Annotated in this window: 22 protein-coding genes, 2 rRNA genes, 2 pseudogenes and 2 other annotated features; all 26 genes and pseudogenes read left to right on the top strand. The window is 45.6% G+C overall.

The genetic code is table 11. The features are described 5' to 3' along the window. Nucleotides 1–135 precede the first annotated feature (135 nt). The 26 genes and pseudogenes from ACXADE_RS00345 to ACXADE_RS00470 all read left to right on the top strand — a co-directional run bounded on the left by ACXADE_RS00345 (nucleotide 136) and on the right by ACXADE_RS00470 (nucleotide 24,741). Nucleotides 136–3,051: ribosomal RNA gene (locus ACXADE_RS00345) — 23S ribosomal RNA — on the top strand. Nucleotides 3,052–3,136: 85 nt separating this feature from the next. Further along, nucleotides 3,137–3,250: ribosomal RNA gene (gene rrf, locus ACXADE_RS00350) — 5S ribosomal RNA — on the top strand. Nucleotides 3,251–3,329: 79 nt separating this feature from the next. Further along, nucleotides 3,330–4,022: an MgtC/SapB family protein gene (locus ACXADE_RS00355; protein ID WP_474978572.1), complete on the top strand. Its 693-nt coding sequence runs from the start codon at nucleotides 3,330–3,332 to the stop codon at nucleotides 4,020–4,022. A gap of 167 nt (nucleotides 4,023–4,189) precedes the next feature. Beyond that, the gene (locus tag ACXADE_RS00360) at nucleotides 4,190–4,654 is read left to right on the top strand and encodes a CtsR family transcriptional regulator (protein WP_474978573.1); all 465 of its coding nucleotides are present in this window, start codon (nucleotides 4,190–4,192) and stop codon (nucleotides 4,652–4,654) included. Nucleotides 4,655–4,675: 21 nt separating this feature from the next. After that, nucleotides 4,676–5,224 (top strand): UvrB/UvrC motif-containing protein, encoded by a 549-nt coding sequence (locus ACXADE_RS00365; RefSeq protein ID WP_474978574.1) that lies wholly within the window; start codon nucleotides 4,676–4,678, stop codon nucleotides 5,222–5,224. Next, complete coding sequence (locus tag ACXADE_RS00370) at nucleotides 5,224–6,294, top strand: protein arginine kinase (RefSeq protein WP_474978575.1); 1,071 nt, start codon at nucleotides 5,224–5,226, stop codon at nucleotides 6,292–6,294. Before ACXADE_RS00365 ends, ACXADE_RS00370 begins: the two co-directional genes overlap by 1 nt. Nucleotides 6,295–6,312: 18 nt before the next feature. Continuing rightward, nucleotides 6,313–8,772, top strand: a complete 2,460-nt coding sequence (gene clpC, locus ACXADE_RS00375) for an ATP-dependent protease ATP-binding subunit ClpC (protein WP_474978576.1) — start codon at nucleotides 6,313–6,315, stop codon at nucleotides 8,770–8,772. A 256-nt stretch (nucleotides 8,773–9,028) separates the two neighbouring features. Beyond that, nucleotides 9,029–10,408, top strand: a complete 1,380-nt coding sequence (radA, locus tag ACXADE_RS00380) for a DNA repair protein RadA (RefSeq protein ID WP_474978577.1) — start codon at nucleotides 9,029–9,031, stop codon at nucleotides 10,406–10,408. Beyond that, a complete protein-coding gene (gene disA / locus ACXADE_RS00385) occupies nucleotides 10,408–11,481 on the top strand; it encodes a DNA integrity scanning diadenylate cyclase DisA (protein WP_474978578.1) in 1,074 nt (357 codons plus the stop codon). Before radA ends, disA begins: the two co-directional genes overlap by 1 nt. Nucleotides 11,482–11,635: 154 nt before the next feature. Continuing rightward, nucleotides 11,636–12,727, top strand: a complete 1,092-nt coding sequence (locus ACXADE_RS00390) for a PIN/TRAM domain-containing protein (RefSeq protein WP_474978579.1) — start codon at nucleotides 11,636–11,638, stop codon at nucleotides 12,725–12,727. A gap of 97 nt (nucleotides 12,728–12,824) precedes the next feature. Next, nucleotides 12,825–14,015, top strand: a complete 1,191-nt coding sequence (locus ACXADE_RS00395) for a bifunctional 2-C-methyl-D-erythritol 4-phosphate cytidylyltransferase/2-C-methyl-D-erythritol 2,4-cyclodiphosphate synthase (protein WP_474978580.1) — start codon at nucleotides 12,825–12,827, stop codon at nucleotides 14,013–14,015. Nucleotides 14,016–14,072: 57 nt separating this feature from the next. Continuing rightward, nucleotides 14,073–15,542 (top strand): glutamate--tRNA ligase, encoded by a 1,470-nt coding sequence (gene gltX, locus ACXADE_RS00400; protein WP_474978581.1) that lies wholly within the window; start codon nucleotides 14,073–14,075, stop codon nucleotides 15,540–15,542. Nucleotides 15,543–15,586: 44 nt separating this feature from the next. Beyond that, nucleotides 15,587–15,809 (top strand) — a binding site (T-box leader). 65 nt (nucleotides 15,810–15,874) lie between these two features. Then, nucleotides 15,875–16,534: a serine O-acetyltransferase gene (gene cysE / locus ACXADE_RS00405; protein WP_474978582.1), complete on the top strand. Its 660-nt coding sequence runs from the start codon at nucleotides 15,875–15,877 to the stop codon at nucleotides 16,532–16,534. After that, the gene (cysS, locus tag ACXADE_RS00410) at nucleotides 16,524–17,924 is read left to right on the top strand and encodes a cysteine--tRNA ligase (protein WP_474978583.1); all 1,401 of its coding nucleotides are present in this window, start codon (nucleotides 16,524–16,526) and stop codon (nucleotides 17,922–17,924) included. Before cysE ends, cysS begins: the two co-directional genes overlap by 11 nt. A gap of 4 nt (nucleotides 17,925–17,928) precedes the next feature. Continuing rightward, the gene (locus ACXADE_RS00415; RefSeq protein WP_474978584.1) at nucleotides 17,929–18,333 is read left to right on the top strand and encodes a Mini-ribonuclease 3; all 405 of its coding nucleotides are present in this window, start codon (nucleotides 17,929–17,931) and stop codon (nucleotides 18,331–18,333) included. Beyond that, nucleotides 18,333–19,076, top strand: coding sequence for a 23S rRNA (guanosine(2251)-2'-O)-methyltransferase RlmB (gene rlmB / locus ACXADE_RS00420; protein WP_474978585.1), 744 nt, complete (start codon nucleotides 18,333–18,335; stop codon nucleotides 19,074–19,076). The genes ACXADE_RS00415 and rlmB overlap by 1 nt, the downstream gene beginning before the upstream one ends. 3 nt (nucleotides 19,077–19,079) lie before the next feature. Then, nucleotides 19,080–19,588 (top strand): annotated as a pseudogene (locus ACXADE_RS00425) (NYN domain-containing protein). Between the two features lie 81 nt (nucleotides 19,589–19,669). Continuing rightward, nucleotides 19,670–20,326 (top strand): RNA polymerase sporulation sigma factor SigH, encoded by a 657-nt coding sequence (sigH, locus tag ACXADE_RS00430; protein WP_474978586.1) that lies wholly within the window; start codon nucleotides 19,670–19,672, stop codon nucleotides 20,324–20,326. Nucleotides 20,327–20,405: 79 nt separating this feature from the next. After that, the gene (rpmG, locus tag ACXADE_RS00435) at nucleotides 20,406–20,555 is read left to right on the top strand and encodes a 50S ribosomal protein L33 (RefSeq protein ID WP_474978587.1); all 150 of its coding nucleotides are present in this window, start codon (nucleotides 20,406–20,408) and stop codon (nucleotides 20,553–20,555) included. A gap of 40 nt (nucleotides 20,556–20,595) precedes the next feature. Next, nucleotides 20,596–20,772, top strand: a complete 177-nt coding sequence (secE, locus tag ACXADE_RS00440) for a preprotein translocase subunit SecE (protein ID WP_474978588.1) — start codon at nucleotides 20,596–20,598, stop codon at nucleotides 20,770–20,772. A 128-nt stretch (nucleotides 20,773–20,900) separates the two neighbouring features. Beyond that, nucleotides 20,901–21,437, top strand: a complete 537-nt coding sequence (gene nusG / locus ACXADE_RS00445) for a transcription termination/antitermination protein NusG (RefSeq protein WP_089654446.1) — start codon at nucleotides 20,901–20,903, stop codon at nucleotides 21,435–21,437. A gap of 150 nt (nucleotides 21,438–21,587) precedes the next feature. Next, nucleotides 21,588–22,013, top strand: a complete 426-nt coding sequence (gene rplK, locus ACXADE_RS00450) for a 50S ribosomal protein L11 (RefSeq protein ID WP_035511717.1) — start codon at nucleotides 21,588–21,590, stop codon at nucleotides 22,011–22,013. A gap of 117 nt (nucleotides 22,014–22,130) precedes the next feature. Beyond that, the gene (gene rplA, locus ACXADE_RS00455) at nucleotides 22,131–22,826 is read left to right on the top strand and encodes a 50S ribosomal protein L1 (RefSeq protein WP_474978589.1); all 696 of its coding nucleotides are present in this window, start codon (nucleotides 22,131–22,133) and stop codon (nucleotides 22,824–22,826) included. 50 nt (nucleotides 22,827–22,876) lie between these two features. Beyond that, nucleotides 22,877–23,023 (top strand) — a sequence feature (ribosomal protein L10 leader region). Nucleotides 23,024–23,064: 41 nt separating this feature from the next. Next, entirely contained in the window at nucleotides 23,065–23,565 is a 501-nt protein-coding gene (gene rplJ / locus ACXADE_RS00460) for a 50S ribosomal protein L10 (protein ID WP_474982167.1), read from the top strand. Nucleotides 23,566–23,615: 50 nt separating this feature from the next. After that, nucleotides 23,616–23,981: a 50S ribosomal protein L7/L12 gene (gene rplL / locus ACXADE_RS00465; protein ID WP_474978590.1), complete on the top strand. Its 366-nt coding sequence runs from the start codon at nucleotides 23,616–23,618 to the stop codon at nucleotides 23,979–23,981. A 155-nt stretch (nucleotides 23,982–24,136) separates the two neighbouring features. Beyond that, nucleotides 24,137–24,741 (top strand): annotated as a pseudogene (locus ACXADE_RS00470) (class I SAM-dependent methyltransferase). The last annotated feature ends 13 nt before the right edge of the window (nucleotides 24,742–24,754 follow it).

Consider the following 24,754-nt stretch of genomic DNA (forward strand, 5'->3'; position numbering starts at 1 on the left):
TCAGTTTTGAGAGATCAAACGATCTTTCAACTTGTGAACCTTGAAAACTGGATAAGGAATCATTGTTTCATCTAACGATGAGGCAATTGATGACAAGACATCTAATTGAAATTGTAAACGTCTTTTCACGAAGATAGTTAAGTGAATAAGGGCGCACGGTGGATGCCTTGGTACTAGGAGCCGATGAAGGACGGGACTAACACCGATATGCTCCGGCGAGCCGTAAGTAGGCTTTGAACCGGAGATTTCCGAATGGGGAAACCCGCTGTTCGTAATGGGACAGCATCCTATACTGAATCCATAGGTATAGGAAGGCACACCCGGGGAACTGAAACATCTAAGTACCCGGAGGAAGAGAAAGCAAACGCGATTTCCCAAGTAGCGGCGAGCGAAACGGAATCAGCCCAAACCAGAAAGCTTGCTTTCTGGGGTTGTAGGACACTCCATTGGAGTTACCAAAGAGGAAGATAGGCGAATCGATCTGGAACGATCAGCCAGAGCAGGTAACAGCCCTGTAGTCGAAATCTTTCTCTCTCCGGAGTGGATCCTGAGTACGGCGGAACACGAGGAATTCCGTCGGAATCCGGGAGGACCATCTCCCAAGGCTAAATACTCCCTAGTGACCGATAGTGAACCAGTACCGTGAGGGAAAGGTGAAAAGCACCCCGGAAGGGGAGTGAAAGAGAACCTGAAACCGTGTGCCTACAAGTAGTCGGAGCCCGTTAATGGGTGACGGCGTGCCTTTTGTAGAATGAACCGGCGAGTTACGACCGTATGCGAGGTTAAGCAGCAGAAGCGGAGCCGCAGCGAAAGCGAGTCTGAATAGGGCGAGTGAGTATGCGGTCGTAGACCCGAAACCGTGTGATCTACCCATGTCCAGGGTGAAGGTCAGGTAACACTGACTGGAGGCCCGAACCCACGTAAGTTGAAAATTACGGGGATGAGGTGTGGGTAGGGGTGAAATGCCAATCGAACACGGAGATAGCTGGTTCTCTCCGAAATAGCTTTAGGGCTAGCCTCAGAATAGAAAGTCATGGAGGTAGAGCACTGATTGGACGAGGGGCCCCTATCGGGTTACCGAATTCAGTCAAACTCCGAATGCCATCGACTTTGTTCTGGGAGTCAGACCGTGGGTGATAAGGTTCATGGTCGAGAGGGAAACAGCCCAGACCGCCAGCTAAGGTCCCAAAGTGTGTGTTAAGTGGAAAAGGATGTGGAGTTGCTTAGACAACCAGGATGTTGGCTTAGAAGCAGCCATCATTCAAAGAGTGCGTAATAGCTCACTGGTCGAGTGACTCTGCGCCGAAAATGTACCGGGGCTAAACACACCACCGAAGCTGCGGATTGATCTTATGATCAGTGGTAGGAGAGCGTTCTAAGGGCCGTGAAGTCAGACCGTAAGGACTGGTGGAGCGCTTAGAAGTGAGAATGCCGGTATGAGTAGCGAAAAAAGAGTGAGAATCTCTTTCACCGAATGCCTAAGGTTTCCTGAGGAAGGCTCGTCCTCTCAGGGTTAGTCGGGACCTAAGCCGAGGCCGAAAGGCGTAGGCGATGGACAACAGGTTGATATTCCTGTACCACCTCCTTTCCGTTTGAACGACGGGGGGACGCAGGAGGATAAGGAGAGCGCGCCACTGGATGTGCGCGTCCAAGCAGTGAGACGGTCGGATAGGCAAATCCGTCCGGCAACGTTGAGCTGTGATGGGGAGGGAAATAAAGTACCGAAGCTCCTGAGTTCACACTGCCAAGAAAATCCTCTAGTGAGGAAAGAGGTGCCCGTACCGCAAACCGACACAGGTAGGCGAGGAGAGGATCCAAAGGTGAGCGGGAGAACTCTCGTTAAGGAACTCGGCAAAATGACCCCGTAACTTCGGGAGAAGGGGTGCTCCTCTGCCGAGGAGCCGCAGTGAAAAGGCCCAAGCGACTGTTTACCAAAAACACAGGTCTCTGCGAAGCCGTAAGGCGAAGTATAGGGGCTGACACCTGCCCGGTGCTGGAAGGTTAAGGGAATGCGTTAGCTTATGCGAAGCGTTGAACCGAAGCCCCAGTAAACGGCGGCCGTAACTATAACGGTCCTAAGGTAGCGAAATTCCTTGTCGGGTAAGTTCCGACCCGCACGAAAGGTGCAACGACTTGGGCACTGTCTCAACGAGAGACCCGGTGAAATTATACTATGTGTGAAGATGCACATTACCCGCGACAGGACGGAAAGACCCCGTGGAGCTTTACTGTAGCCTGATATTGAATGTTGGTACAGCTTGTACAGGATAGGTAGGAGCCTTGGAAGCCGGAGCGCTAGCTTCGGTGGAGGCGCTGGTGGGATACTACCCTGGCTGTACGGACATTCTAACCCAGGACCGTGATCCGGTCCGGAGACAGTGTCAGGTGGGCAGTTTGACTGGGGCGGTCGCCTCCCAAAAGGTAACGGAGGCGCCCAAAGGTTCCCTCAGAATGGTTGGAAATCATTCGCAGAGTGTAAAGGCACAAGGGAGCTTGACTGCGAGACCTACAAGTCGAGCAGGGACGAAAGTCGGGCTTAGTGATCCGGCGGTTCCGCATGGAAGGGCCGTCGCTCAACGGATAAAAGCTACCCCGGGGATAACAGGCTTATCTCCCCCAAGAGTCCACATCGACGGGGAGGTTTGGCACCTCGATGTCGGCTCATCGCATCCTGGGGCTGTAGTCGGTCCCAAGGGTTGGGCTGTTCGCCCATTAAAGCGGTACGCGAGCTGGGTTCAGAACGTCGTGAGACAGTTCGGTCCCTATCCGTCGTGGGCGTTGGAAATTTGAAAGGAGCTGTCCTTAGTACGAGAGGACCGGGATGGACACACCGCTGGTGTACCAGTTGTTCCGCCAGGAGCATCGCTGGGTAGCTACGTGTGGTCGGGATAAGTGCTGAAAGCATCTAAGCATGAAGCCCCCCTTGAGATGAGATTTCCCTTTGCTTTAAGCAAATAAGATCCCTCAGAGACGATGAGGTTGATAGGTCCGAGGTGGAAGCGTGGTGACACGTGGAGCTGACGGATACTAATGGATCGATGACTTATCTATCGAAATGATAGTGTTCGTGAAAAGCGTTTCTTCAAAAGATGTTTCCTTATCCAGTTTTGAGGGTTCACCTCAAACTTTATATTGATGTGGTGGTGAAGGCGAAGAGGTCACACCTGTTCCCATGCCGAACACAGCAGTTAAGCTCTTCAGCGCCGATGGTAGTCGGGTTTACCCCCGTGAGAGTAGGACGCCGCCACATTATTTCAAAGAACCAGGAGATTATTCTTCTGGTTTTTTTCTATATTAACTCTCATAGACATATAGAAAGGAGGGATAGGTTGAACTGGTCTTACTTTTTTCACGATGAGATCCTTTTATTTGTATTTCGGTTATTTTTTGCCCTCATTCTTTCCGGCCTCATTGGATTTGAAAGAGAAGTCAAAAACCATTCGGCAGGATTCCGCACCCACATTCTTGTAGGTGTTGGGGCATGTATGATGATGCTCCTGTCTTTATACGGGTTTGAATCCTTTATTGATCAATATGAACAAGTTCGATTCGATCCCGCACGTATTCCTTCGTACGTCATTAGCGGAATTGGTTTCCTGGGGGCCGGAACGATTATCGTCAACGGAATGACCATCCGTGGGTTGACCACCGCCGCTTCGATTTGGACAGTAGCTGGAATTGGGCTCGTAGTTGGTGCTGGTATGTATGATGTGGCAACGGTTACTACAATCTTTGTACTCATGAGCTTAGTATTTTTAAATAAGATAGAGAAAGAAAAGTTCAATGGTAACCGGAGAAACATATATCAAGTGACGATTAGTAAAGATGCCCCTGTAAATCATGTGCTGACTGTTTTTGAACAGATGAAGCTGGATGTTCGAAAGATCGACATCGTAGCTTTAGATCAAGAACAAAAAAAGGTCGTGGTCGAATTGAATAAAGGTCAAAAATATGATCGGTCACATCTTTTGGAACGTCTATCTTTGATAGATGGTGTAGAAAAATGTGGACATCAATACTAACCAGCTGTACAGATGACTCTGTGCAGCTTTTTTGTTTTATTTCATGATGAATCGGGGAAACATAGAAGATGTAATTCTTCTAAAACAAACAAGTTGCATGACAAAAGAAAATGAGTATAATAAAATTAAAGTCAAAGATAGTCAAAGTCAAAAGAGGGGGAGGGAGCATGAGGAATATCTCTGATGTTATTGAAGACTACCTGAAGGAGATCTTGGATCAAAACCGGTATCAGGCCATTGAAATCAAGCGTAGTGAATTAGCTGAAAAATTCGATTGTGTACCTTCTCAAATCAATTATGTGATTAAAACGCGATTTACTGTGGAAAAAGGATATATAGTGGAAAGTAAAAGAGGTGGCGGCGGCTATATCCGTATCAGCCGTATTCAACACCGAAAAGGTTCAGAGATGATTGAAGAAGTGATGGAATTGATCAATCCCCATGTATCTCAATCCAAAGCCATAGATATTCTTGAACGGCTGGTAGACTATGAGATCATCACGGATCGTGAAAGCAAATTGATGGCGAGTGTCATTGACCGTGATGTACTTGCTTTTTCTTTACCGCTTCGAGATGAAGTACGCGCGCGTATAATGACAGCCATGTTATTTACTCTTAAATATAAATGTTAAATGGAGAAGGGAGAGATTCATATGGAGTGTCAGGAATGTCATAAGCGTCCTGCTACCGTCCATCTGACTCAAGTGGTCAATGGCCAGAAGTCTGAAATCCATGTATGTGAGCAATGTGCGAAAGACAATGGATACATGAATTATGGAGAAGAAAACTTTACATTGAATGATCTCCTTTCAGGTCTGTTCCATTCCGAAGGACCTTCTCCTTTAAAAGGGAACAACCCACAATCTTATACGCAAAAGCCAAAACTGAAATGTCCGAACTGCGGGCTGAGCTACGAAGAGTTTGCAAGGATCGGAAAGTTTGGGTGTGCCGCCTGCTATAAAACTTTCGATGATCGATTAAACCCGATTTTACGTCGAGTTCACAGCGGAAACACAAGTCACGATGGAAAGATTCCGAAGCGTGAAGGTGGCAACCTGCACCTGAAGAGAGAAGTGGAAGAACATAAAACTAATCTTCGACAATTAATTGAGCAGGAAGAATTCGAAGAGGCAGCGAAAGTTAGAGATAAGATCAGATCTTTAGAAAACAAGCTGCATCGTGGCGAGGATGGTGAAGAGTAATGTCATTACAGAAATTCATGAATGAAGCAATCAGTCCATGGATGAAGCAGGAAGGGCCGGACAGCGATATTGTCCTAAGCAGCCGGATACGACTTGCTCGGAATTTTTCACAACATCCTTTTCCGATTATTGCAACTAAGGAAACTCTGGAAGAAGTTCTGAGGTTTTTCCAACAGGAATTTCAACAGAAATCATTCCGGGATTATGAAGACTTCGAACTGATCCAGATGAAAGATTTGCAGCCTGTGGAAAAAAGGGTCCTGGTGGAAAAACATTTAATCAGCCCGCATCTGGCTGAGAAAGCAGAGAAATCAGCTTCGCTCATTTCACAAAATGAGCAGGTTTCCATCATGATTAATGAGGAAGATCATATCCGCATACAGTTGTATTTCCCGGGCTTTCAACTGGATCAGGCACTTGAACAGGCGAGTCAACTGGATGATTGGCTTGAGGAAAAAGTGGATTATGCTTTTGATGAGAGGCGAGGCTATTTGACGTCATGCCCGACTAATGTGGGTACCGGCATGAGGGCTTCCGTTATGATGCATCTCCCTGCACTGTCCATGACCAGTCAAATCAATCGGATGACGCCTGCGATCAACCAGCTTGGGCTGGTGGTGAGAGGGATTTATGGAGAAGGCAGTGAGGCACTCGGTAATATTTATCAAATATCCAATCAGATGACCCTTGGTAAATCGGAGGAGGATATTGTTGAGGATCTACACAGTGTCGTCAAACAGCTGATTGAACAAGAGCGGAAGGCCCGGGAGGCTTTGATGGCTCGATCCAGCATCCATTTGGAAGACCGTATCTTTCGTTCCTATGGTGTTTTGACCCATAGTCGAATCATAGAATCTAAGGAGGCGGCGAAATGCCTTTCTGACCTGAGACTGGGCATTGATCTAGGATTCATCGATCATATCCCGCGAACGATATTGAACGAATTGATGGTTCTTACACAGCCGGGATTTTTACAACAATACGCCAAAGCTACTCTATCCCCGGATGAAAGGGATGTTAGAAGAGCTTCCCTGATCCGAGAAAGACTTCAATTAGAAAATGAAGAATAATGTTAGGAGGGAATGTCCATGATGTTTGGGCGATTCACAGAAAGAGCACAAAAAGTATTGGCACTTGCACAAGAAGAAGCTGTTCGTTTAGGACATAATAACATTGGTACAGAGCACATTCTCCTAGGATTGGTCAGTGAAGGGGAAGGAATTGCAGCTAAAGCTTTAACAGCTTTAGGTCTTGAATCTTCCAAGATTCAGCAGGAAGTTGAAAAATTGATCGGCAAGGGAGAGAAAGTTTCCCAGACGATTCATTATACGCCACGTGCGAAAAAAGTCATCGAGTTGTCCATGGATGAAGCTCGTAAACTAGGACACTCCTATGTGGGCACTGAACACATTCTCTTAGGATTGATCCGTGAAGGAGAAGGGGTCGCTGCACGAGTACTGAATAATCTCGGTGTAAGCTTGAATAAAGCCCGTCAGCAAGTCTTGCAGCTTCTCGGGAACAATGAGTCTACAGGTGGACAAAATCGCCGTGGAGGTGGAGCAGGAGCCCAGGCTGCCAATGCCAATACCCCGACGCTTGATTCCCTTGCACGTGACCTTACAGCGATTGCAAAAGAAGGCAATATAGATCCTGTCATTGGGAGAAGTAAGGAAATTGAACGTGTGATCCAGGTATTAAGCCGCCGCACGAAAAACAACCCTGTCCTCGTAGGTGAGCCGGGTGTTGGTAAGACGGCGATTGCAGAAGGTTTGGCCCAGCAAATTATGAATAATGAAGTTCCGGAAATCCTTCGCGACAAACGCGTCATGACACTTGATATGGGAACTGTTGTTGCAGGTACGAAATATCGTGGTGAATTCGAAGACCGCTTGAAAAAGGTCATGGAAGAAATTCGTCAGGCAGGGAACATCATCCTGTTTATCGATGAACTTCACACATTGATCGGTGCAGGTGGGGCAGAAGGAGCAATCGATGCTTCCAACATCCTTAAACCTTCACTTGCCCGAGGAGAACTGCAATGTATCGGTGCGACCACTCTGGATGAATACCGCAAGTACATTGAAAAAGATGCTGCTCTTGAGCGTCGTTTCCAACCGATCCAAGTGGATGAACCAAATCTTGATGAATCCATCCAGATTTTACAAGGTCTTCGTGATCGATATGAAGCTCACCACCGTGTGACGATTACAGACGACTCCATCGAATCAGCGGTCCGCTTCTCTGATCGTTACATCACTGACCGTTTCCTACCGGATAAAGCGATTGATTTGATTGATGAAGCGGCATCCAAAGTCCGTCTTCGTTCTTATACAGCTCCACCAAATCTAAAAGAGCTTGAGCAGAAGCTTGAAGAAGTCCGGAAAGAGAAGGATGCTGCTGTTCAAAGTCAGGAATTTGAAAAAGCTGCTTCCTTACGAGACAGCGAACAACGCTTGAGAGATGAATTGGAGCAAACAAAAGATGAGTGGAAGGAAAAACAGGGGCAGGAGGACTCCGAAGTTACCGTTGAAGATATTGCATCTGTAGTATCCACTTGGACGGGAGTACCGGTTTCCAAGATGACGAAAGATGAGAGTGAGCGCCTCCTTCACCTTGAAGACACGCTTCACAATCGTGTCATCGGTCAGGAAGAAGCGGTTAAAGCGATCTCTAAAGCTATCCGCCGTGCCCGTGCCGGTCTTAAAGATCCGAAGCGTCCAATCGGTTCCTTCATTTTCCTTGGACCTACAGGTGTCGGTAAGACAGAACTTGCCCGCGCGCTTGCAGAAAGCATGTTCGGTGAAGAAGATGCAATGATTCGAATCGACATGTCCGAGTATATGGAGAAACACAGTACGTCCCGTCTAGTCGGTTCACCTCCTGGTTATGTCGGCTATGATGAAGGAGGACAATTAACAGAGAAAGTCCGTAACAAACCATACTCTGTTGTACTCCTTGATGAAATCGAAAAAGCGCACCCTGAAGTATTCAACATTTTACTTCAAGTCCTTGAAGATGGTCGTCTGACGGATTCGAAAGGTCGCGTTGTTGATTTCCGTAACACCGTACTGATCATGACATCGAACGTCGGTGCTCAGGAATTGAAGCAAAACAAATATGTCGGCTTCTCCATGGGAGATACCGATCAGGATTATAAAGACATGAAGTCTAAAGTGACAGATGCTCTGAAGAAAGCTTTCCGTCCAGAATTCTTGAACCGTATTGATGAAACGATCGTGTTTCACTCCCTGGAGAGAAAACACATGAAAGATATCGTAACATTGATGGTCGAGGAACTGCGGAAACGCTTGAAGGAACAAGAAATCGACTTCGTCTTGTCCGATGCTGCGATCCAGCATATTGCCGAATCTGGATTCGACCCTGAATACGGAGCACGTCCATTGCGTCGCTCCATTCAGAAGAACGTCGAAGACCTGCTCTCCGAAGAACTCTTGAAAGAGAATATTGCAAAAGGGCAGAGTGTGAAAATCGAAATTGATGACGATAAGAATTTTGTCGTCCACACGCAGCAAGAGTCTACAAATTAAATAGAGGCGTGGGTGTATGACAGACTGGTATCACGAGTGAATGAACGGGTGGGGAGGACCTCTTTCTTCTACATCACAGGTTTCATTCATATAGTGAACAGAGCCTGACAAGAAAAATCGGAAGGGTTTACCTTCCGATTTTTTTCATCTTCCGCTATCCTTTTTATTAGGGTTGATTTAATACAAATGATATGAGTGTGAAACTCATTCACAATCTTTTTCGTATAGAATATTAGAAATAAGGAGCGCGATAATCTTGGCAAAGAGAAAAACGAAGTTTGTTTGCCAGGAATGTGGGTATGAAACACCTAAATGGATGGGGAAATGTCCAGGGTGTAATCAATGGAACACCCTTGTCGAAGAAATGACGGCTGCCCCGTCGAGTTCAAGACATGTGTTTCAAACAAGCTCCACTTCCGCAACAACGAAACCAGAAAAGATTACACAGATAAAATCTCAAAAAGAGCCTCGTATGCCGACAGATATGCCTGAATTCAACAGGGTTTTAGGTGGCGGTATTGTGGCTGGTTCTTTAGTTTTGATCGGCGGGAATGCGGGAATCGGTAAATCCACACTGCTGCTTCAAGTATCTGCGCAAATTGCAAAAAAAGATTTTCCTGTCCTCTACATATCAGGAGAGGAGTCTTCCAGGCAGACGAAGCTCCGGGCTGAACGATTAGACATCACTTCGGATGAGCTCTATGTCCTGTCCGAAACGAACCTCCAGGATGTTATCACTCAAATTGAGACGATTGATCCAAAATTCGTCGTTATTGACTCGATTCAGACGATTTTCAAGGAAGATGTCACGTCTGCCCCAGGGAGTGTTTCACAAGTAAGAGAGTGTACCAGTCAACTGATGAGAATTGCTAAAAGTAAGGGTATTCCTATTTTTATTGTGGGGCATGTTACGAAGGAAGGTTCGATTGCCGGTCCGCGTCTTCTCGAGCATATGGTCGATGCTGTTCTTTATTTTGAAGGGGAACGCCATCACACGTTCAGAATTTTAAGAAGTGTGAAGAACCGTTTTGGAAGCACCCATGAAATGGGAATATTCGAAATGAAGGAGAAAGGCCTGGAGGAAGTGCTAAATCCTTCGGAGATCTTCCTTGAAGAACGATCCCAAGGGGCAGCAGGCTCTATTGTTGTCGCCTCTATGGAAGGGACAAGGCCGGTGCTTGTAGAAATCCAGGCGCTCATCTCTCCAACCGCCTATGGAAATCCACGACGGATGGCTACAGGTCTTGATAACAGCCGAGTCCCATTGTTAATGGCCGTTTTGGAAAAGAGGGCAGGGCTTCTTCTTCAAAATCAGGATGCCTATGTGAAGGTCGCTGGTGGTGTGAAGTTGGATGAGCCGGCGATTGACTTGGCTGTTGCAATCAGCATCGCTTCTAGTTTTAGGAATCAGTCTTCGAATGGAGATGATGTCGTCGTTGGTGAAGTCGGCTTAACGGGGGAAATTCGTAGAGTGGCCCGCATTGAGCAGAGAGTTCAGGAAGCGGCGAAGCTTGGGTTTAAACGAGTGATCATACCGAAGAAGAACATGGATGGGTGGACGCCTCCATCCCAAATCGAAGTCATTGGTGTCAGTACCGTACAGGAGGCAATGAAGGTTACACTGGGGGATTCATAATGGAATGGCATGAAATCAAAGAACATGGAATTGGGGAAATTCTTCAGCTGGTGGCCCCAGGGACGCCACTGCGGGATGGCATAGATAATGTCCTGCGTGCAAAGACAGGTGGATTAATTGTGCTCGGGTATGGGGAGCATATGCGGGACCTTGTGGATGGTGGGTTTCAAATCCAATCTGATTTCACCCCTGCCCACCTTTACGAACTGGCAAAAATGGATGGAGCCCTGATTCTGAATGATGAGGGGACTCGCATCTTATTTGCAAATGCACAGTTGATGCCTGACCCGGACATCCTGTCTACGGAGACGGGGATGCGGCACCGGACGGCGGAACGTGTGGCGAAACAGACAGGCGCCCTCGTGATCGCAATTTCTCAGCGTCGAAATGTGATTACGTTGTATAAAGGGTCCCTGAGATATTCTCTGAAAGATATAGGCGTCATTTTGACAAAAGCTAATCAGGCGATTCAGACGCTTGAGAAGTATAAAAATGTCCTGGATCAGAGCGTAACGAACCTTGGAGCGATGGAATTTGAAAATATGGTCTCCTTCTCAGAAGTTGTCCAAGTCGTCCATCGTATTGAAATGGTGCTCCGGACCAAAACGGAGATTTTGAACTATGTCAATGAACTGGGCACCGAAGGTCGGTTGATTCAGCTGCAGTTGACAGAACTGGTCTCGAATATCGAAGGCGAGGCCGCATTGCTGCTGCGTGACTACAGTAAACGTCCGGATTATGAACCATATTATATCTTGAGAAAAATGCAGGAGGTCACCAATACGGAACTGCTATCAGACGAACAAGTGTTGAAGTTAATGGGTTATTCACCAAGCACCAAGATGTCTGATCCCATCGTCCCAAGAGGTTACAGGATTCTAAGCCGTATCCCGAGACTGCCGGTTCTGATCATCGAACATTTGGTGGAAGATTTCGGGACATTGGAAAAGTTGATTCAAGCCTCTCCTAAAGAGCTTGTTGAAGTTGATGGGGTCGGCGAGGTCCGGGCTATGAAAATACGAGATGGATTGGATCGTATACAAGAACAACTGTTCGTAGACCGGCACATATAAGAATATTGACTTATTTGTGAACAATGTGATATGATAATTTGTTTGATCGTTGACTTAATTTGGAAGTTGTGCTAAGTTAAAAACCATCATTCCTTTTTTATATGGTTAATGGTTCTCAGGTTTGGTCATACTGTGTTTGAGGAGGTGAATACAAGTGCTTAAACGTATTGTACAGTTGTTTATTGTCATAACCGGCGGAACAATCGGGTACCTCTATTTTCCAGAGCTGTTCACAGCCATGGGTCTGACTTGGCAGAATTGGATGCAATCTGTCCTTGGGGCCGTACTAGGAGCACTTATATTATTTTTATTAACTTTTTGGATTGTGGATTATATTGTCGATTTTTTAAGGTGGGTGGAAGATACCCTTGTCCGGGCCCCTGTAGCGGATCTGCTTTTTGGTAGTCTCGGCCTTATTGTCGGGTTGATCATCGCTTACTTGATCAACATCCCTGTACAAGATATCCAGATTCAAGTAGTTAACCAGGTTGTGCCGATCTTTTTAACGTTTTTATTAGGTTATTTCGGCTTCCAGGTAGGTTTTAAACGGAAAGATGAATTTTTGAATATGGTTTCAAAGAAAGAGAAGAAGTTGGAAGAATCTCAAGAAGAATCTACTGTAGACCCTGCATTAGTTCCTAAACGTAAGATCTTGGATACGAGTGTGATCATTGATGGACGTATTGCAGACATTTGTGACACGCATTTCCTTGAAGGAACGATCGTCATTCCTCAGTTTGTTTTGGAAGAACTTCAGCATATTGCCGATTCTTCAGATGGATTGAAGCGGAATCGTGGTCGTCGAGGCTTGGATGTATTAAACCGTCTCCAAAAGGACCTTCCAGTAAATGTTGAAATTTACGAAGGGGATTTTGAAGAGATACAGGAAGTGGACAGTAAGTTAGTGAAGCTTGCCAAAGTCATGGACGGAATTGTCGTGACGAATGACTTTAACTTGAATAAAGTTTGTGAGTTTCAAAATGTTCAAGTCTTGAATATTAATGACCTTGCGAATGCTGTTAAACCTGTCGTTCTTCCAGGGGAAGAAATGACTATTCAAGTCATTAAGGACGGGAAGGAACAGAATCAGGGAGTGGCTTACCTGGATGACGGAACAATGATCGTCGTAGAAGAAGGGAAAGACTTCATCGGCAAGACGATTGAAGTTGTCGTTACGAGCGTACTGCAGACATCTGCCGGGCGCATGATCTTTGCTAAGCCGAAATCACTTGAAAAAGCCTTGTAAAAACGGTATAAACAAATAGAGAATGACAAAAGTGATAACTGTGTGTTATCGCTTTTGTTGTTTTAGGAACGTATTAACGAACGTGGGATGGATACGAATGAAAAAATATACAGCGATTATACTTGCAGCAGGGCAGGGGAAAAGAATGCTCGCTGGACGTAATAAGCAGTTCCTGAATATCGGCGACCGCCCGTTGATTTGTCATACGCTATCTGTTTTTGATGAGGATGATTGGTGTGATGAACTGGTCTTAGTAACCAACGAACGGGAGCGGTCTCAGATGGAGGACCTGCTCAACGAATATCCGCTTCATCAAGAGGTTTCCTTAGTCGATGGCGGGGCAGAGCGGCAAGATAGTGTCTTTGCCGGGTTGAAAGCTGTTCGAAACAGGGATCTTCCTGTGTTTATTCATGATGGGGCTCGTCCATTCGTACAGCACGAACGCTTGCATGAATTGGCTGTGACAGCCAGTGAAAAAGATGCTGCTCTATTGGCTGTCCGTGTAACGGATACAATTAAACAAAAATCAGATCAGCATTTGGAAACATTGGATAGAAGCACGCTATGGGCGGCTCAGACCCCACAGGCCTTTTCTTTTGAATTGATTTATGGGGCGCATGAACAAGCAAACAAAAGCAGATACTACGGCACAGATGATGCATCTCTTGTAGAGCGTTTGGGGAAGGAAGTGGCGATTGTCGAAGGAAGCTATGATAATATCAAGCTGACGAATCCCGAAGACTTACATAAAGCCAATTCTTACTTCGATAACCAACATAAAGGAAAGGTGGAGGATGGCCCTATGTTTCGTGTCGGCCAAGGGTTTGATGTGCACCAATTGACAGAAGGAAGGCCGTGTATCATCGGAGGAATTGAAATCCCATACGAAAAGGGGCTCCTGGGTCATTCAGACGCCGATGTCCTGCTTCATACCATTGCGGATGCTTGTCTTGGAGCGGTGGGCGAAGGAGATATCGGCAAACATTTTCCTGATACGGACCCTGCCTTTAAAGGGGCAGACTCTGGTAAACTGTTGCAGCATGTATGGGATATTGTGAGAGAGCGCGGATATGAGCTTGGAAATATGGATTGTACAGTGATCGCCCAAGCCCCTAAGATGGCGCCTTACATTGAAAAGATCCGTGAAAACATCGCATCTCTCCTTAAGGTAGAGGCAGGAAGGATTAATATCAAAGCGACGACTACTGAAAAACTTGGCTTCACTGGACGTAAAGAAGGAGTCGCTGCTCAGGCGGTTGTCCTTTTGCAAAATAATCAACATTCCTAGATAAAAAATGATAAAATAAGTCAAGGATATAGACCGGAATCAGAAAGGGGAACAATTATGTCAAACGAAGTAAGGGTGCGTTATGCACCAAGTCCGACGGGCCATCTTCACATCGGGAATGCGAGGACAGCCTTGTTCAACTACCTTTATGCTAAAAATGCAGGTGGGAAAATGATTATTCGTATCGAGGATACGGATGAAAAGCGTAATGTCGAGGGTGGCGAAAAGAGTCAGCTCGACTATTTGAGGTGGCTTGGAATTGAATGGGAAGAAAGTGCGGAAAAAGGTGGCGAGTATGGTCCCTATCGTCAAATGGAGCGTTTGGACATCTACAAAAAATACGTAGATGAACTGATGGAACGCGGGCTCGCATACAAATGCTACATGACAGCAGAAGAGCTTGAAGCCGAGCGTGAAGCGCAGATGGCAAGAGGGGAAGCTCCTAAGTATTCAGGTGCTCACCGTGACCTTTCAGAAGAACAAATCACAGCCTTTGAAGCGGAAGGGCGCGAACCGAGTATTCGTATCCGGGTGCCTGAGAATCATACGTACACATTCAACGATATCGTCCGTGATGATATCACGTTTGAATCCAGTGATTTCGGAGACTGGGTCATCGTTAAGAAAAATGGCACGCCTACGTACAATTTCGCGGTAGCTATTGATGACTATCTGATGAAGATCACTCACGTCCTTCGTGGAGAAGAGCATATCTCCAATACACCGAAGCAAATGATGGTGTATGAAGCGTTTGGATGGGAACCACCAAAATTTGGTCATATGACGTTGATTCTTAATGAAGAGCGTAAAAAATTGAGCAAACGTGATGAGCATATTCTTCAGTTCATTGAACAGTACAAGAACCTCGGTTACTTGCCGGAAGCTCTATTCAATTTCATTACTCTACTAGGGTGGTCCCCTGTTGGCGAAGAAGAAATCTTCACACAGGATCAACTTATCGATATCTTTGATGCAGACAGACTGTCAACGTCTCCAGCCGTCTTTGACCCTGCGAAGTTAAAGTGGATGAACAACCAGTATATTAAAGCTTCTGAGCTGGACCGGGTCGTTGATCTTGCCCTTCCACACCTCATCGAAGCCGGACGTCTTTCTTCTGAGATGAGTGAGAATGATCGCCAGTGGGCGCGTGAGTTGATCAGCCTGTATCAGGAACAATTAAGCTACGGGGCAGAAATTGTAGAGTTGACGGAATTGTTCTTCAAACAGGAAATCCAGTATGATGAAGCGGCTATGGAAGTCCTTGAAGGAGAGCAGGTACCGGAAGTGCTGGAAACGTTCAAGAAAAACCTTCATGAATTGGACGAGTTCACACCTGAAAACATTAAAAAGCAAATCAAAGCGGTACAAAAAGAGACAGGCCATAAAGGGAAGAAATTGTTTATGCCTGTACGTGTAGCGACTACAGGTCAAACACATGGACCAGAACTTCCGAATGCCATACACCTGCTGGGCATCGAGACAGTGACCGTCCGTTTGAATGATGTATTAAGCAAGTTGCAAGCTTAATTCGTTCACAAGCGGGAAAGAATATCATATAGTAGAGATACCTATACGAAACGTTGATGAGGAGAAGTAAAAGGCATAACTCTTCCCCAGAGAGAATCACCATGGCTGGAAGTGATTCGAAGAGGAACCTTTGAAATGCACCTCGGAGTCTTTGGCTGAACGAAGAAGTATGCCGGAGCGGGTACCTTCCGTTATCAAGGGCGAAGCGGGGAGAATCTAAATAGCTGATCCCAAGCAGAGTGGAACCACGCTGAACGCGTCTCTGTGCCATTGGCACAGGGGCGCGTTTTTTATGTCAGGGGGAAGCTTTCATTACAAGGAGGGGAGCAAGTATGGGGCTGTTCAAAATGTTCAAAGAAGATGTCGATGTGGTGTTCGACCAAGATCCTGCTGCTCGTTCATATATAGAGGTGATTCTGACGTATTCAGGGTTGCACGCGATATGGGCTCACCGGGTGGCCCATGCTTGTCACAAGCGGAAGTTCTTCTTCCTCGCCCGGCTCATTTCTCAATGGAGCCGATTCTTGACAGGCATAGAAATCCACCCTGGAGCTAAGATCGGCCGACGCTTTTTCATCGACCATGGCATGGGGGTCGTCATTGGGGAAACGTGTGAAATCGGAGATAATGTGACGATTTTCCAAGGAGTGACACTAGGAGGGACAGGGAAGGAAAAAGGAAAGAGGCATCCGACTCTGCTGGATAACTCTCTAGTTGCCACTGGGGCTAAAGTGCTTGGTTCAATCACAATCGGTGAACATTCGAAAGTGGGAGCCGGGTCCGTAGTCCTTCACGATGTCCCGAACAATTCGACCGTTGTAGGAATACCTGGCCACGTCGTGATTCAAGACGGCAAGAAAGTCCAGAAAAATCTGGACCATCATAAACTTCCCGACCCTGTTTATGATCGGCTGGATGAGATGGAGAAAGAAATGGCGGATCTACGCAGACAATTGAACGAAGAAAAAGGAGTGAAGCAACATGGCGATTAATATATACAACACACTGACCAGAAAAAAAGAACCGTTCCAACCGCTGGAAGAAGGAAAAGTGAAAATGTACGTGTGCGGGCCGACGGTATACAACTATATCCATATTGGGAATGCAAGACCTGCCATCGTTTTCGATACGGTGAGGAGATATTTTGAATATAGAGGATATGATGTGCATTATGTTCTCAACTTCACGGATGTCGATGACAAACTGATCAAAGCAGCGAATGAGATGGGTGAAGGGGTTACAGATATAGCCAACCGCTTCATCACCGCTTACAAAGAAGATGTGGGCGCGCTTGGTGTTAAGGAAGCGGTAGATCACCCCCGTGTTACCGAAAACATGGATGAAATCATCCAGTTCATTCAAGGGTTGATTGATAAAGGGCATGCCTATGAAGCTAAGGGAGATGTGTACTTCCGCACCCGCTCTTTCGATCAATATGGCAAGCTTTCTCACCAGTCCATTGATGAACTTCAGTCGGGTTCCAGAATTGAGGTTGGGGATAAAAAAGAAGACCCGCTCGATTTCACTCTTTGGAAAGATGCTAAAGAAGGTGAGATTACTTGGGATAGCCCGTGGGGAAGCGGCCGTCCGGGCTGGCATATCGAATGTTCAGCCATGGCGAAGAAGTACCTCGGTGAAACGATTGATATCCACGCTGGTGGTCAGGATTTAACATTCCCGCACCATGAAAATGAGATCGCCCAGTCTGAATGTCATAACGGAGAGTCTTTTGCTAATTACTGGATGCACAATGGCTATATTAATATCGAAAATGAAAAAATGTCCAAATCACTTGGAAACTTCATCCTTGCTCATGACTTAGTGAAAAAACACGATCCCCAGGTAATCAGGTTTTTCATGTTGAGCGTACAGTATCGTCATCCCATCAACTTCAGTGATGAACTATTAAAAGGTGCAAAAAGCAGCTTTGACCGGATTAAGAATGCTTATGAAAATATCCAGCATCGGAAAGAGTCCGCGATGAGCCTGGAAACAGACGTAAGCGATTGGTTCGACCGATTAGAAAGCTTCAAAAATCAATTCATTAAAGAAATGGATGATGATTTTAACACGGCTAACGCTATTTCTGTACTGTTTGATTTAACGAAAACAGCGAACTTATATCTACAGGAAGATCAGACTCACGAAAAAGTATTGAGCGCTTTTGAGGAATTGTTTGAGGAATTGACTGCTGTCCTTGGCATTCAGCTGAAGGTGCAGGTGGAATTGCTGGATGAGGAAGTTGATGCCCTGATTGAAGAACGGAAGCAGGCAAGAAAAGACCGTAACTTTGAACGTGCTGACCAAATTCGTGATGAGCTGAAAGAGCGCAACATCATTCTTGAGGATACTTCCCAGGGTACAAGATGGAAGCGGGGTTAGAACAATGTCGATGGCTAATGTGAAGCAGATGAAAAGTCTCGCCCTTGCCTATATGGGTGATTCTGTATATGAATTATACGTGAGACAGCACCTCCTGGAAAAAGGGGAAGTGAAGCCTCAGCATCTTCACCAGGCAGCTATTCAGTTCGTGTCGGCCGTCTCTCAGGCGTTCGTAGTTAACAGGTGGCAGGAAGAAGGTTTGTTGACAGAAGAAGAGGAAGCGGTACTCAGGAGAGGGAGGAACGCCAAGTCCGGTTCTGTCCCCAAGAACACCAATGTTCAAACCTATCGCTACTCTACAGCGTTTGAAGCCGTGCTTGGCTTCTTGTATTTATCGGGACAAACCGAGCGGCTGGAAAGGTTGATTGAACATGCCATCAAAACAGTAGAAGAAAGGAGTGGAGCATGATGAATGGAGAGTGGATCATAGGAAAGAATCCTGTTCAGGAAGCAATCAGGGCAGGGAGGCCGATCAATAAAGTGATGGTGTCCGACCAACTGCAGCACCAGGCTTACAAGAAACTTGAGCAGCTTGCCAAAGAACAGGGACTTCTCGTACAAAAAGTTCCGAAGAAGAAAATCGATCAGCTCGTTGATGGAAATCATCAGGGGGTCATTGCATCGGTCGCTGCGTATGAATATAGTGATTTAGAAGATTTATTTGCTAAAGCAGAAGAAAAGGACGAGCCTCCATTTTTTATTATTTGCGACGAAATTGAAGATCCGCACAATCTTGGATCTATTCTGCGAACAGCGGATGCTGCGGGGGCCCACGGAGTTATTATACCGAAGAGGCGCTCTGTTTCTCTAACCGCCACGGTAGCCAAAACTTCAACAGGGGCCATCGAGTATATCCCTGTGGCGCGGGTGACTAACCTTGCCCGGACGATTGATGAATTGAAAGAACGGTTTGTGTGGGTAGTCGGAACCGATGCAGTTGGTACGGAAGACTACCGGAAGCTTGATGGAAAAATGCCGATCGCTCTTGTTATTGGTAGTGAAGGTCGGGGAATGAGCCGCCTTACGAAAGATAAATGTGATTGGACGGTCAGTCTCCCGATGGCTGGAGAAGTGACTTCGTTGAATGCGTCCGTGGCTGCTTCCCTGTTGATGTACGAAGTCTACAGGAAGCGCCATCCGTTAGGGGAGTAATGGATGAACGTCTTAATCGTTGATGGTTATAATATGATCGGGGCCTGGCCGGAATTGAAGAAACTCAAAGAGAAAGATCTCGGGCAGGCCCGGAATTTCTCATTGAAATGTTGGCAGAGTATCAGTCTTATACCGGGGACCGGATTATGGTTGTTTTTGATGCGTATCATGTCCGTGGGCTCGAAAAAAAACATAAAAATTACAAAGTTGAAGTTATTTTTACAAAAGAAAATGAAACCGCTGATGAACGGATTGAAAAATTAGCTGGAACCTTGAATGATGTACGTACTCAAGTGTATGTAGCGACATCGGATTATGCCGAACAACGAACGATTTTCGGGCAAGGGGCCTTTCGAAAATCCGCCAGAGAGCTGTATATTGAAGTGAAAAACATTGAAAACCAAATCGAGAAAGATGTCGAAAGCCAGAACCAGTATTCTTATCAATCAAAGATTCCAATTAATAAAGAGGTGAGGGAACTCTTTGAGAAATGGCGGCGAGGAGATAAATAATTCTGACAACTTGTTGACGCTTTTCAGAATCGTACTGTATAATATTGCTATATTGAGGTAGCACGGTCGGAGGGATCCTGTGTGAGCATCTTACAAACGGAGAAAAGCACCAACGATTTGGATCTTAGTAAGCTTGAAGACGAAGAAGTCGTTGAACGGATTAATCAAGGACAGGTCCAGGCGCTTGATTACTTGATTAATAAGTACAAGAATTTCGTGCGCGCGAAAGCTCGGACTTACTTTCTTATTGGCGCAGACCGGGAAGATATCGTCCAGGAAGGGATGATCGGTCTTTATAAAGCCATCCGAGATTATAGAGAGGGTAAGTTATCCTCGTTCAAAGCTTTTGCAGAATTATGTGTCACCCGTCAAATTATTACCGCGATCAAAACCGCCACAAGACAGAAGCATATCCCGTTGAATTCCTACGTATCATTGGACAAGCCTATTTATGATGAAGAATCAGACCGGACATTACTCGATGTCATTGCTGGTTCGAAAGCGATCGACCCGCAAGAATTGATTGTTAATAAAGAGAAGTTCTCGGACATGGAAGAGAAGATGTCGGAACTGTTAAGTGATTTAGAGAAAAAAGTGCTGACCCTCTACTTGGACGGACGTTCCTATCAGGAGATATCGGTCGAGCTCGATCGACACGTGAAATCTATTGATAACGCTTTACAACGCGTGAAGAGAAAGCTTGAAAAATACTTGGAAATCAATGAAATCACTCTATAAATGCCGGATTGACAGGCATCGGTAAGAGTGCTACATTTAGTGAGTATGTGTAAACCTCTCTAGATTGAGGTGACGGATATTGAGGAAAAAAGTCATATTAGCTTGTACAGAATGTTTAAGTCGGAATTATAGTTCATATATAAATCGATCCAACCAATCCGAACGTCTTGAAGTCCGCAAGTTTTGTAAAAAATGCGGAGCGCATACTTTACATCGCGAGACAAAATAGAGAAGGAAGCCAGTTGGCGCAAGTTTGGGGGTATTACAGCATGTTTAAGTTCTTCAAGAATGTAGCGCGAGAGATGAAGAAGGTGAGCTGGCCAAAAGGTCAGGAACTATCGAAGTATACGATCACCGTTCTATTAACTGTCGCATTCGTAGCTGTATTCTTCGCTATTGTAGATCTTGGGATATCCCAGGTCCTTGAACTCATTGCTCAAGAATAGTAGAGTGGATTTTATGCTATAATAGGAGATAGACTTACAAAAACCCGTTCTGCGGGTTTTTTCATGTTGGAGTAATATTCATCAACTCTAGTATAAGGGAGGGAAGGGCAAGCACTTGTCCTGCGAATATGGAAAAAAGATGGTATGTAGTGCACACGTACTCAGGTTATGAGAACAAAGTTAAAACAAACCTTGAGAAACGCGTAGAATCAATGGGAATGGAAGATAAGATCTTCCGTGTCCTTGTTCCCGAGGACGAAGAAACAGAAATTAAGAACGGCAAGAGGAAAGTGGCGAAGAAAAAAGTCTTCCCAGGCTATGTCCTCGCTGAAATGGTCATGACGGATGATTCCTGGTACGTAGTGAGGAACACGCCGGGAGTGACCGGCTTCGTAGGTTCTACAGGTTCGGGCTCTAAACCGATTCCTTTACTTCCGGAAGAAGTCGAAACCGTGCTTAAGCGTATGGGTATGAACGAGCAGCCGAAAGCAGAGGTTGACTTCGAGGTGAAGGAAAGTGTTAAAGTAACAGACGGACCTTTCGCAAACTTCACAGGATCCATTGAATATATTGATACGGACAAGCAGAAAGTGAAAGTCCACGTGAATATGTTCGGGCGTGAGACGCCGGTAGAGTTAGACTTTACTCAAATAGAAAAATTATAAAATTCATCTCTCCCCTTGCATATTAGAGATAAAGATGCTAGAATTTTTATGTTCTATATGCGCCCCCACGAGGGCGATTGCGTAGATACGCAATGAGTGGGAGGGGTTGAACCCTATTACCACATCACGGACTTTAAGGAGGTGTGTCTCGTGGCTAAAAAAGTTATTAATGTTGTAAAGCTTCAGATTCCTGCAGGTAAAGCGAACCCAGCACCGCCGGTTGGACCAGCACTAGGTCAGGCAGGTATTAACATCATGGGATTCTGTAAGGAATTCAACGCTCGTACACAGGAACAAGCTGGTACGATCATTCCAGTAGAAATCACGGTTTATGAGGACCGTTCCTTTACATTCGTTACGAAAACTCCACCAGCTGCTGTTCTTCTTAAGAAAGCGGCAGGAGTTGAATCAGGTTCCGGTGAGCCGAACCGTAACAAAGTAGCTTCTGTTAAACGCGACCAAGTACGCGAAATCGCAGAAACTAAAATGCCTGATTTGAACGCTGCTGACGTTGAAGCTGCAATGCGCATGGTTGAAGGTACAGCGCGCAGTATGGGAATCACAATCGAAGATTAATCCCACAGCGTCATTTGGAGATAGGAGAAGGTTGCGGAAATGGAGCTTGTGACTCTTTCGCAACCTTTATTCGTGGGAGGAAAATCCGTTAAAACCACAACGAGGAGGAAATTAATAATGGCTAAGAAAACGAAAAAACAACAAGAGCTAGCGAAGCTTGTTGATCGTACGAAAGCTTATGATGTGCAGGAAGCCATCAAGCTTGTAAAAGAAACTGCAAAAGCGAACTTTGACGAAACTGTCGAAGCAGCATTCCGTCTGGGTGTAGACCCTAAGAAAGCGGACCAACAGATCCGTGGCGCAATGGTGCTTCCACACGGTACAGGTAAATCTCAGCGTGTGCTTGTTTTCGCTAAAGGTGATAAAGCGAAAGAAGCAGAAGCAGCAGGAGCTGACTACGTAGGTGAGCAAGACCTAATCAACAAAATCAACCAAGGTTGGTTCGAGTTTGATGTTGTAGTAGCCACACCTGACATGATGGCTGAAGTTGGTAAGCTTGGTCGTGTACTAGGACCAAAAGGTCTTATGCCGAACCCTAAAACAGGTACAGTGACATTCGAAGTAGAAAAAGCTGTTAACGAAATCAAAGCTGGTAAAGTAGAATACCGCGTTGATAAAGCGGCTAACATCCACGTTCCAATCGGAAAAGCATCTTTCGATGAGGAAAAGCTGGCTGAAAACTTCGCAGCAATCACTGATACACTTGTTAAAGCGAAGCCACAAGCATCTAAGGGAACTTATATGCGTAACGCTGCTGTTTCATCCACGATGGGACCTGGAATCAAAGTAGACGTTTCTAGTTACACGAAGTAATAAAAAGTGTTGACTTTCCGTTATCTATCTTATATACTAGGTAGCGTTGTATAAATGAATACGTTATACCGTAGACAGCAGGTGCGGACTTCCGCTTAAAAACCTGCCGAGGTGTGTGATATAAATAGAGCAGCGCAATCTGCCCTGTTCTATGAAACACCTCCATGTCTACATGGAGGTGTTCTTTATGAGTAAAACCTTCGAACGGTATGATGAAAAGTCAATAGGAGGTGGAACAATGAGCAGTGTTATCGAACAGAAGAAACAGGTTGTATCTGACTTGGCTGAGAAGTTCCGCAACAGTAAATCTGCAGTCGTTGTAGATTACCGCGGACTTGATGTAGCAGAAGTTACAGAACTTCGTTCTCAGCTTCGTGAAGCAGGCGTCGATTTCAAAGTGTACAAAAACACAATGGTCCGTCGTGCTGCTGATGAAGTGGAACTATCTGATCTTAACGAAGTCCTACAAGGACCAACAGCTGTCGCTTTCCATGAGGAAGACGCAGTCGTTGCGGCTAAAGTATTGAACAACTTCGCTAAAGATCACGAAAACCTTGAGATCAAAGGTGGAGTAGTAGAAGGTCAGGTAGCAACTCTTGAGCAACTTCAAGAACTTGCAAACCTTCCAAACTACGAAGGTCTTGTATCTATGTTCCTAAGCGTACTACAAGCGCCTATCCGCAACTTCGCATATGCAACGCAGGCGATCGCGGATCAAAAAGAAGAAGAAAGCGCGTAAGTTAGCGTTCGTTTAAACTATAACAACAAAAACTAAGGAGGAAATTTCTCATGTCTAACGAACAAATTATCGAAGCGATTAAAGAAATGTCTGTTCTTGAGCTTAACGACCTAGTTAAAGCAATTGAAGAAGAATTTGGTGTATCTGCTGCAGCTCCAGTAGCTGTCGGTGGCCCTGCTGCAGGTGGCGAAGCTGCTGAAGAGCAAACTGAATTCGACGTAGTACTAGAATCTGCTGGATCTTCTAAGATCAAAGTAGTTAAAGCAGTACGTGAAATCACAGGTGCTGGTCTTAAAGACGCGAAAGAAATGGTTGATGGCGCTCCAGCAAAAATCAAAGAAGCTGTTTCTAAAGAAGAAGCTGAAGAGATCAAGTCTCAGCTTGAAGAAGCAGGCGCAACTGTCGAAGTTAAGTAAGAGAATGTTTAAAGTAAAGCTCGCTGATTTATCGGCGGGCTTTCTTTTTCTTAATAGGCAAAAAGGTTTCTTGTTTGCAGTTATTGAAGAACGCATACAGCTCTGCAAGCTCTAACCCTTGCTATTCAATAGATGAAAAAGAAGGTGTTCGGATTATGTCGGAACATTATTACTCTAAAAAAACAACGACAAGCAGTGATGAAAAGACGTGGGATTTCGAATTGCTTGGACATATGTTCACATTCACCACGGACAATGCCGTTTTTTCTAAGAAGGAAGTAGATTTCGGTTCCCGTCTTATGATTGATACCTTTCAAGAGCCGGGCATCAAAGGGGACTTCCTTGATTTAGGTTGCGGTTATGGACCGGTAGGCTTGTCATTGGCGAAGATGTTTGTAAATCGCCATGTAGTCATGGTTGATGTCAATGAGCGCGCATTGGGTCTTGCGGAGAGAAATGCTGTGAGTAATGCTGTGTCGAATGTGACGATACAAGAAAGTGATCGTTTACAAGGAATCAAAGATCGCGAATTTGCAGCCATTCTTACCAACCCGCCATCCGCGCCGGGAAACAAGTCGTCCATTTAATGTTTGAAGAAGCGAAGCATGCACTCCTTGACGAAGGGGAATTATGGGTCGTTATTCAAAAGAAACAAGGGGCGCCATCGGCAAAAGCAAAACTCGAAGAATTGTTTGGGAATGTTGAGGTCGTTGTAAAGCAGAAGGGGTATTATATCCTGAAGGCTAAAAAGTTTGACTAGCCCTACTACTTGT

Source organism: Halobacillus sp. ABR2_026, from assembly GCF_056158545.1.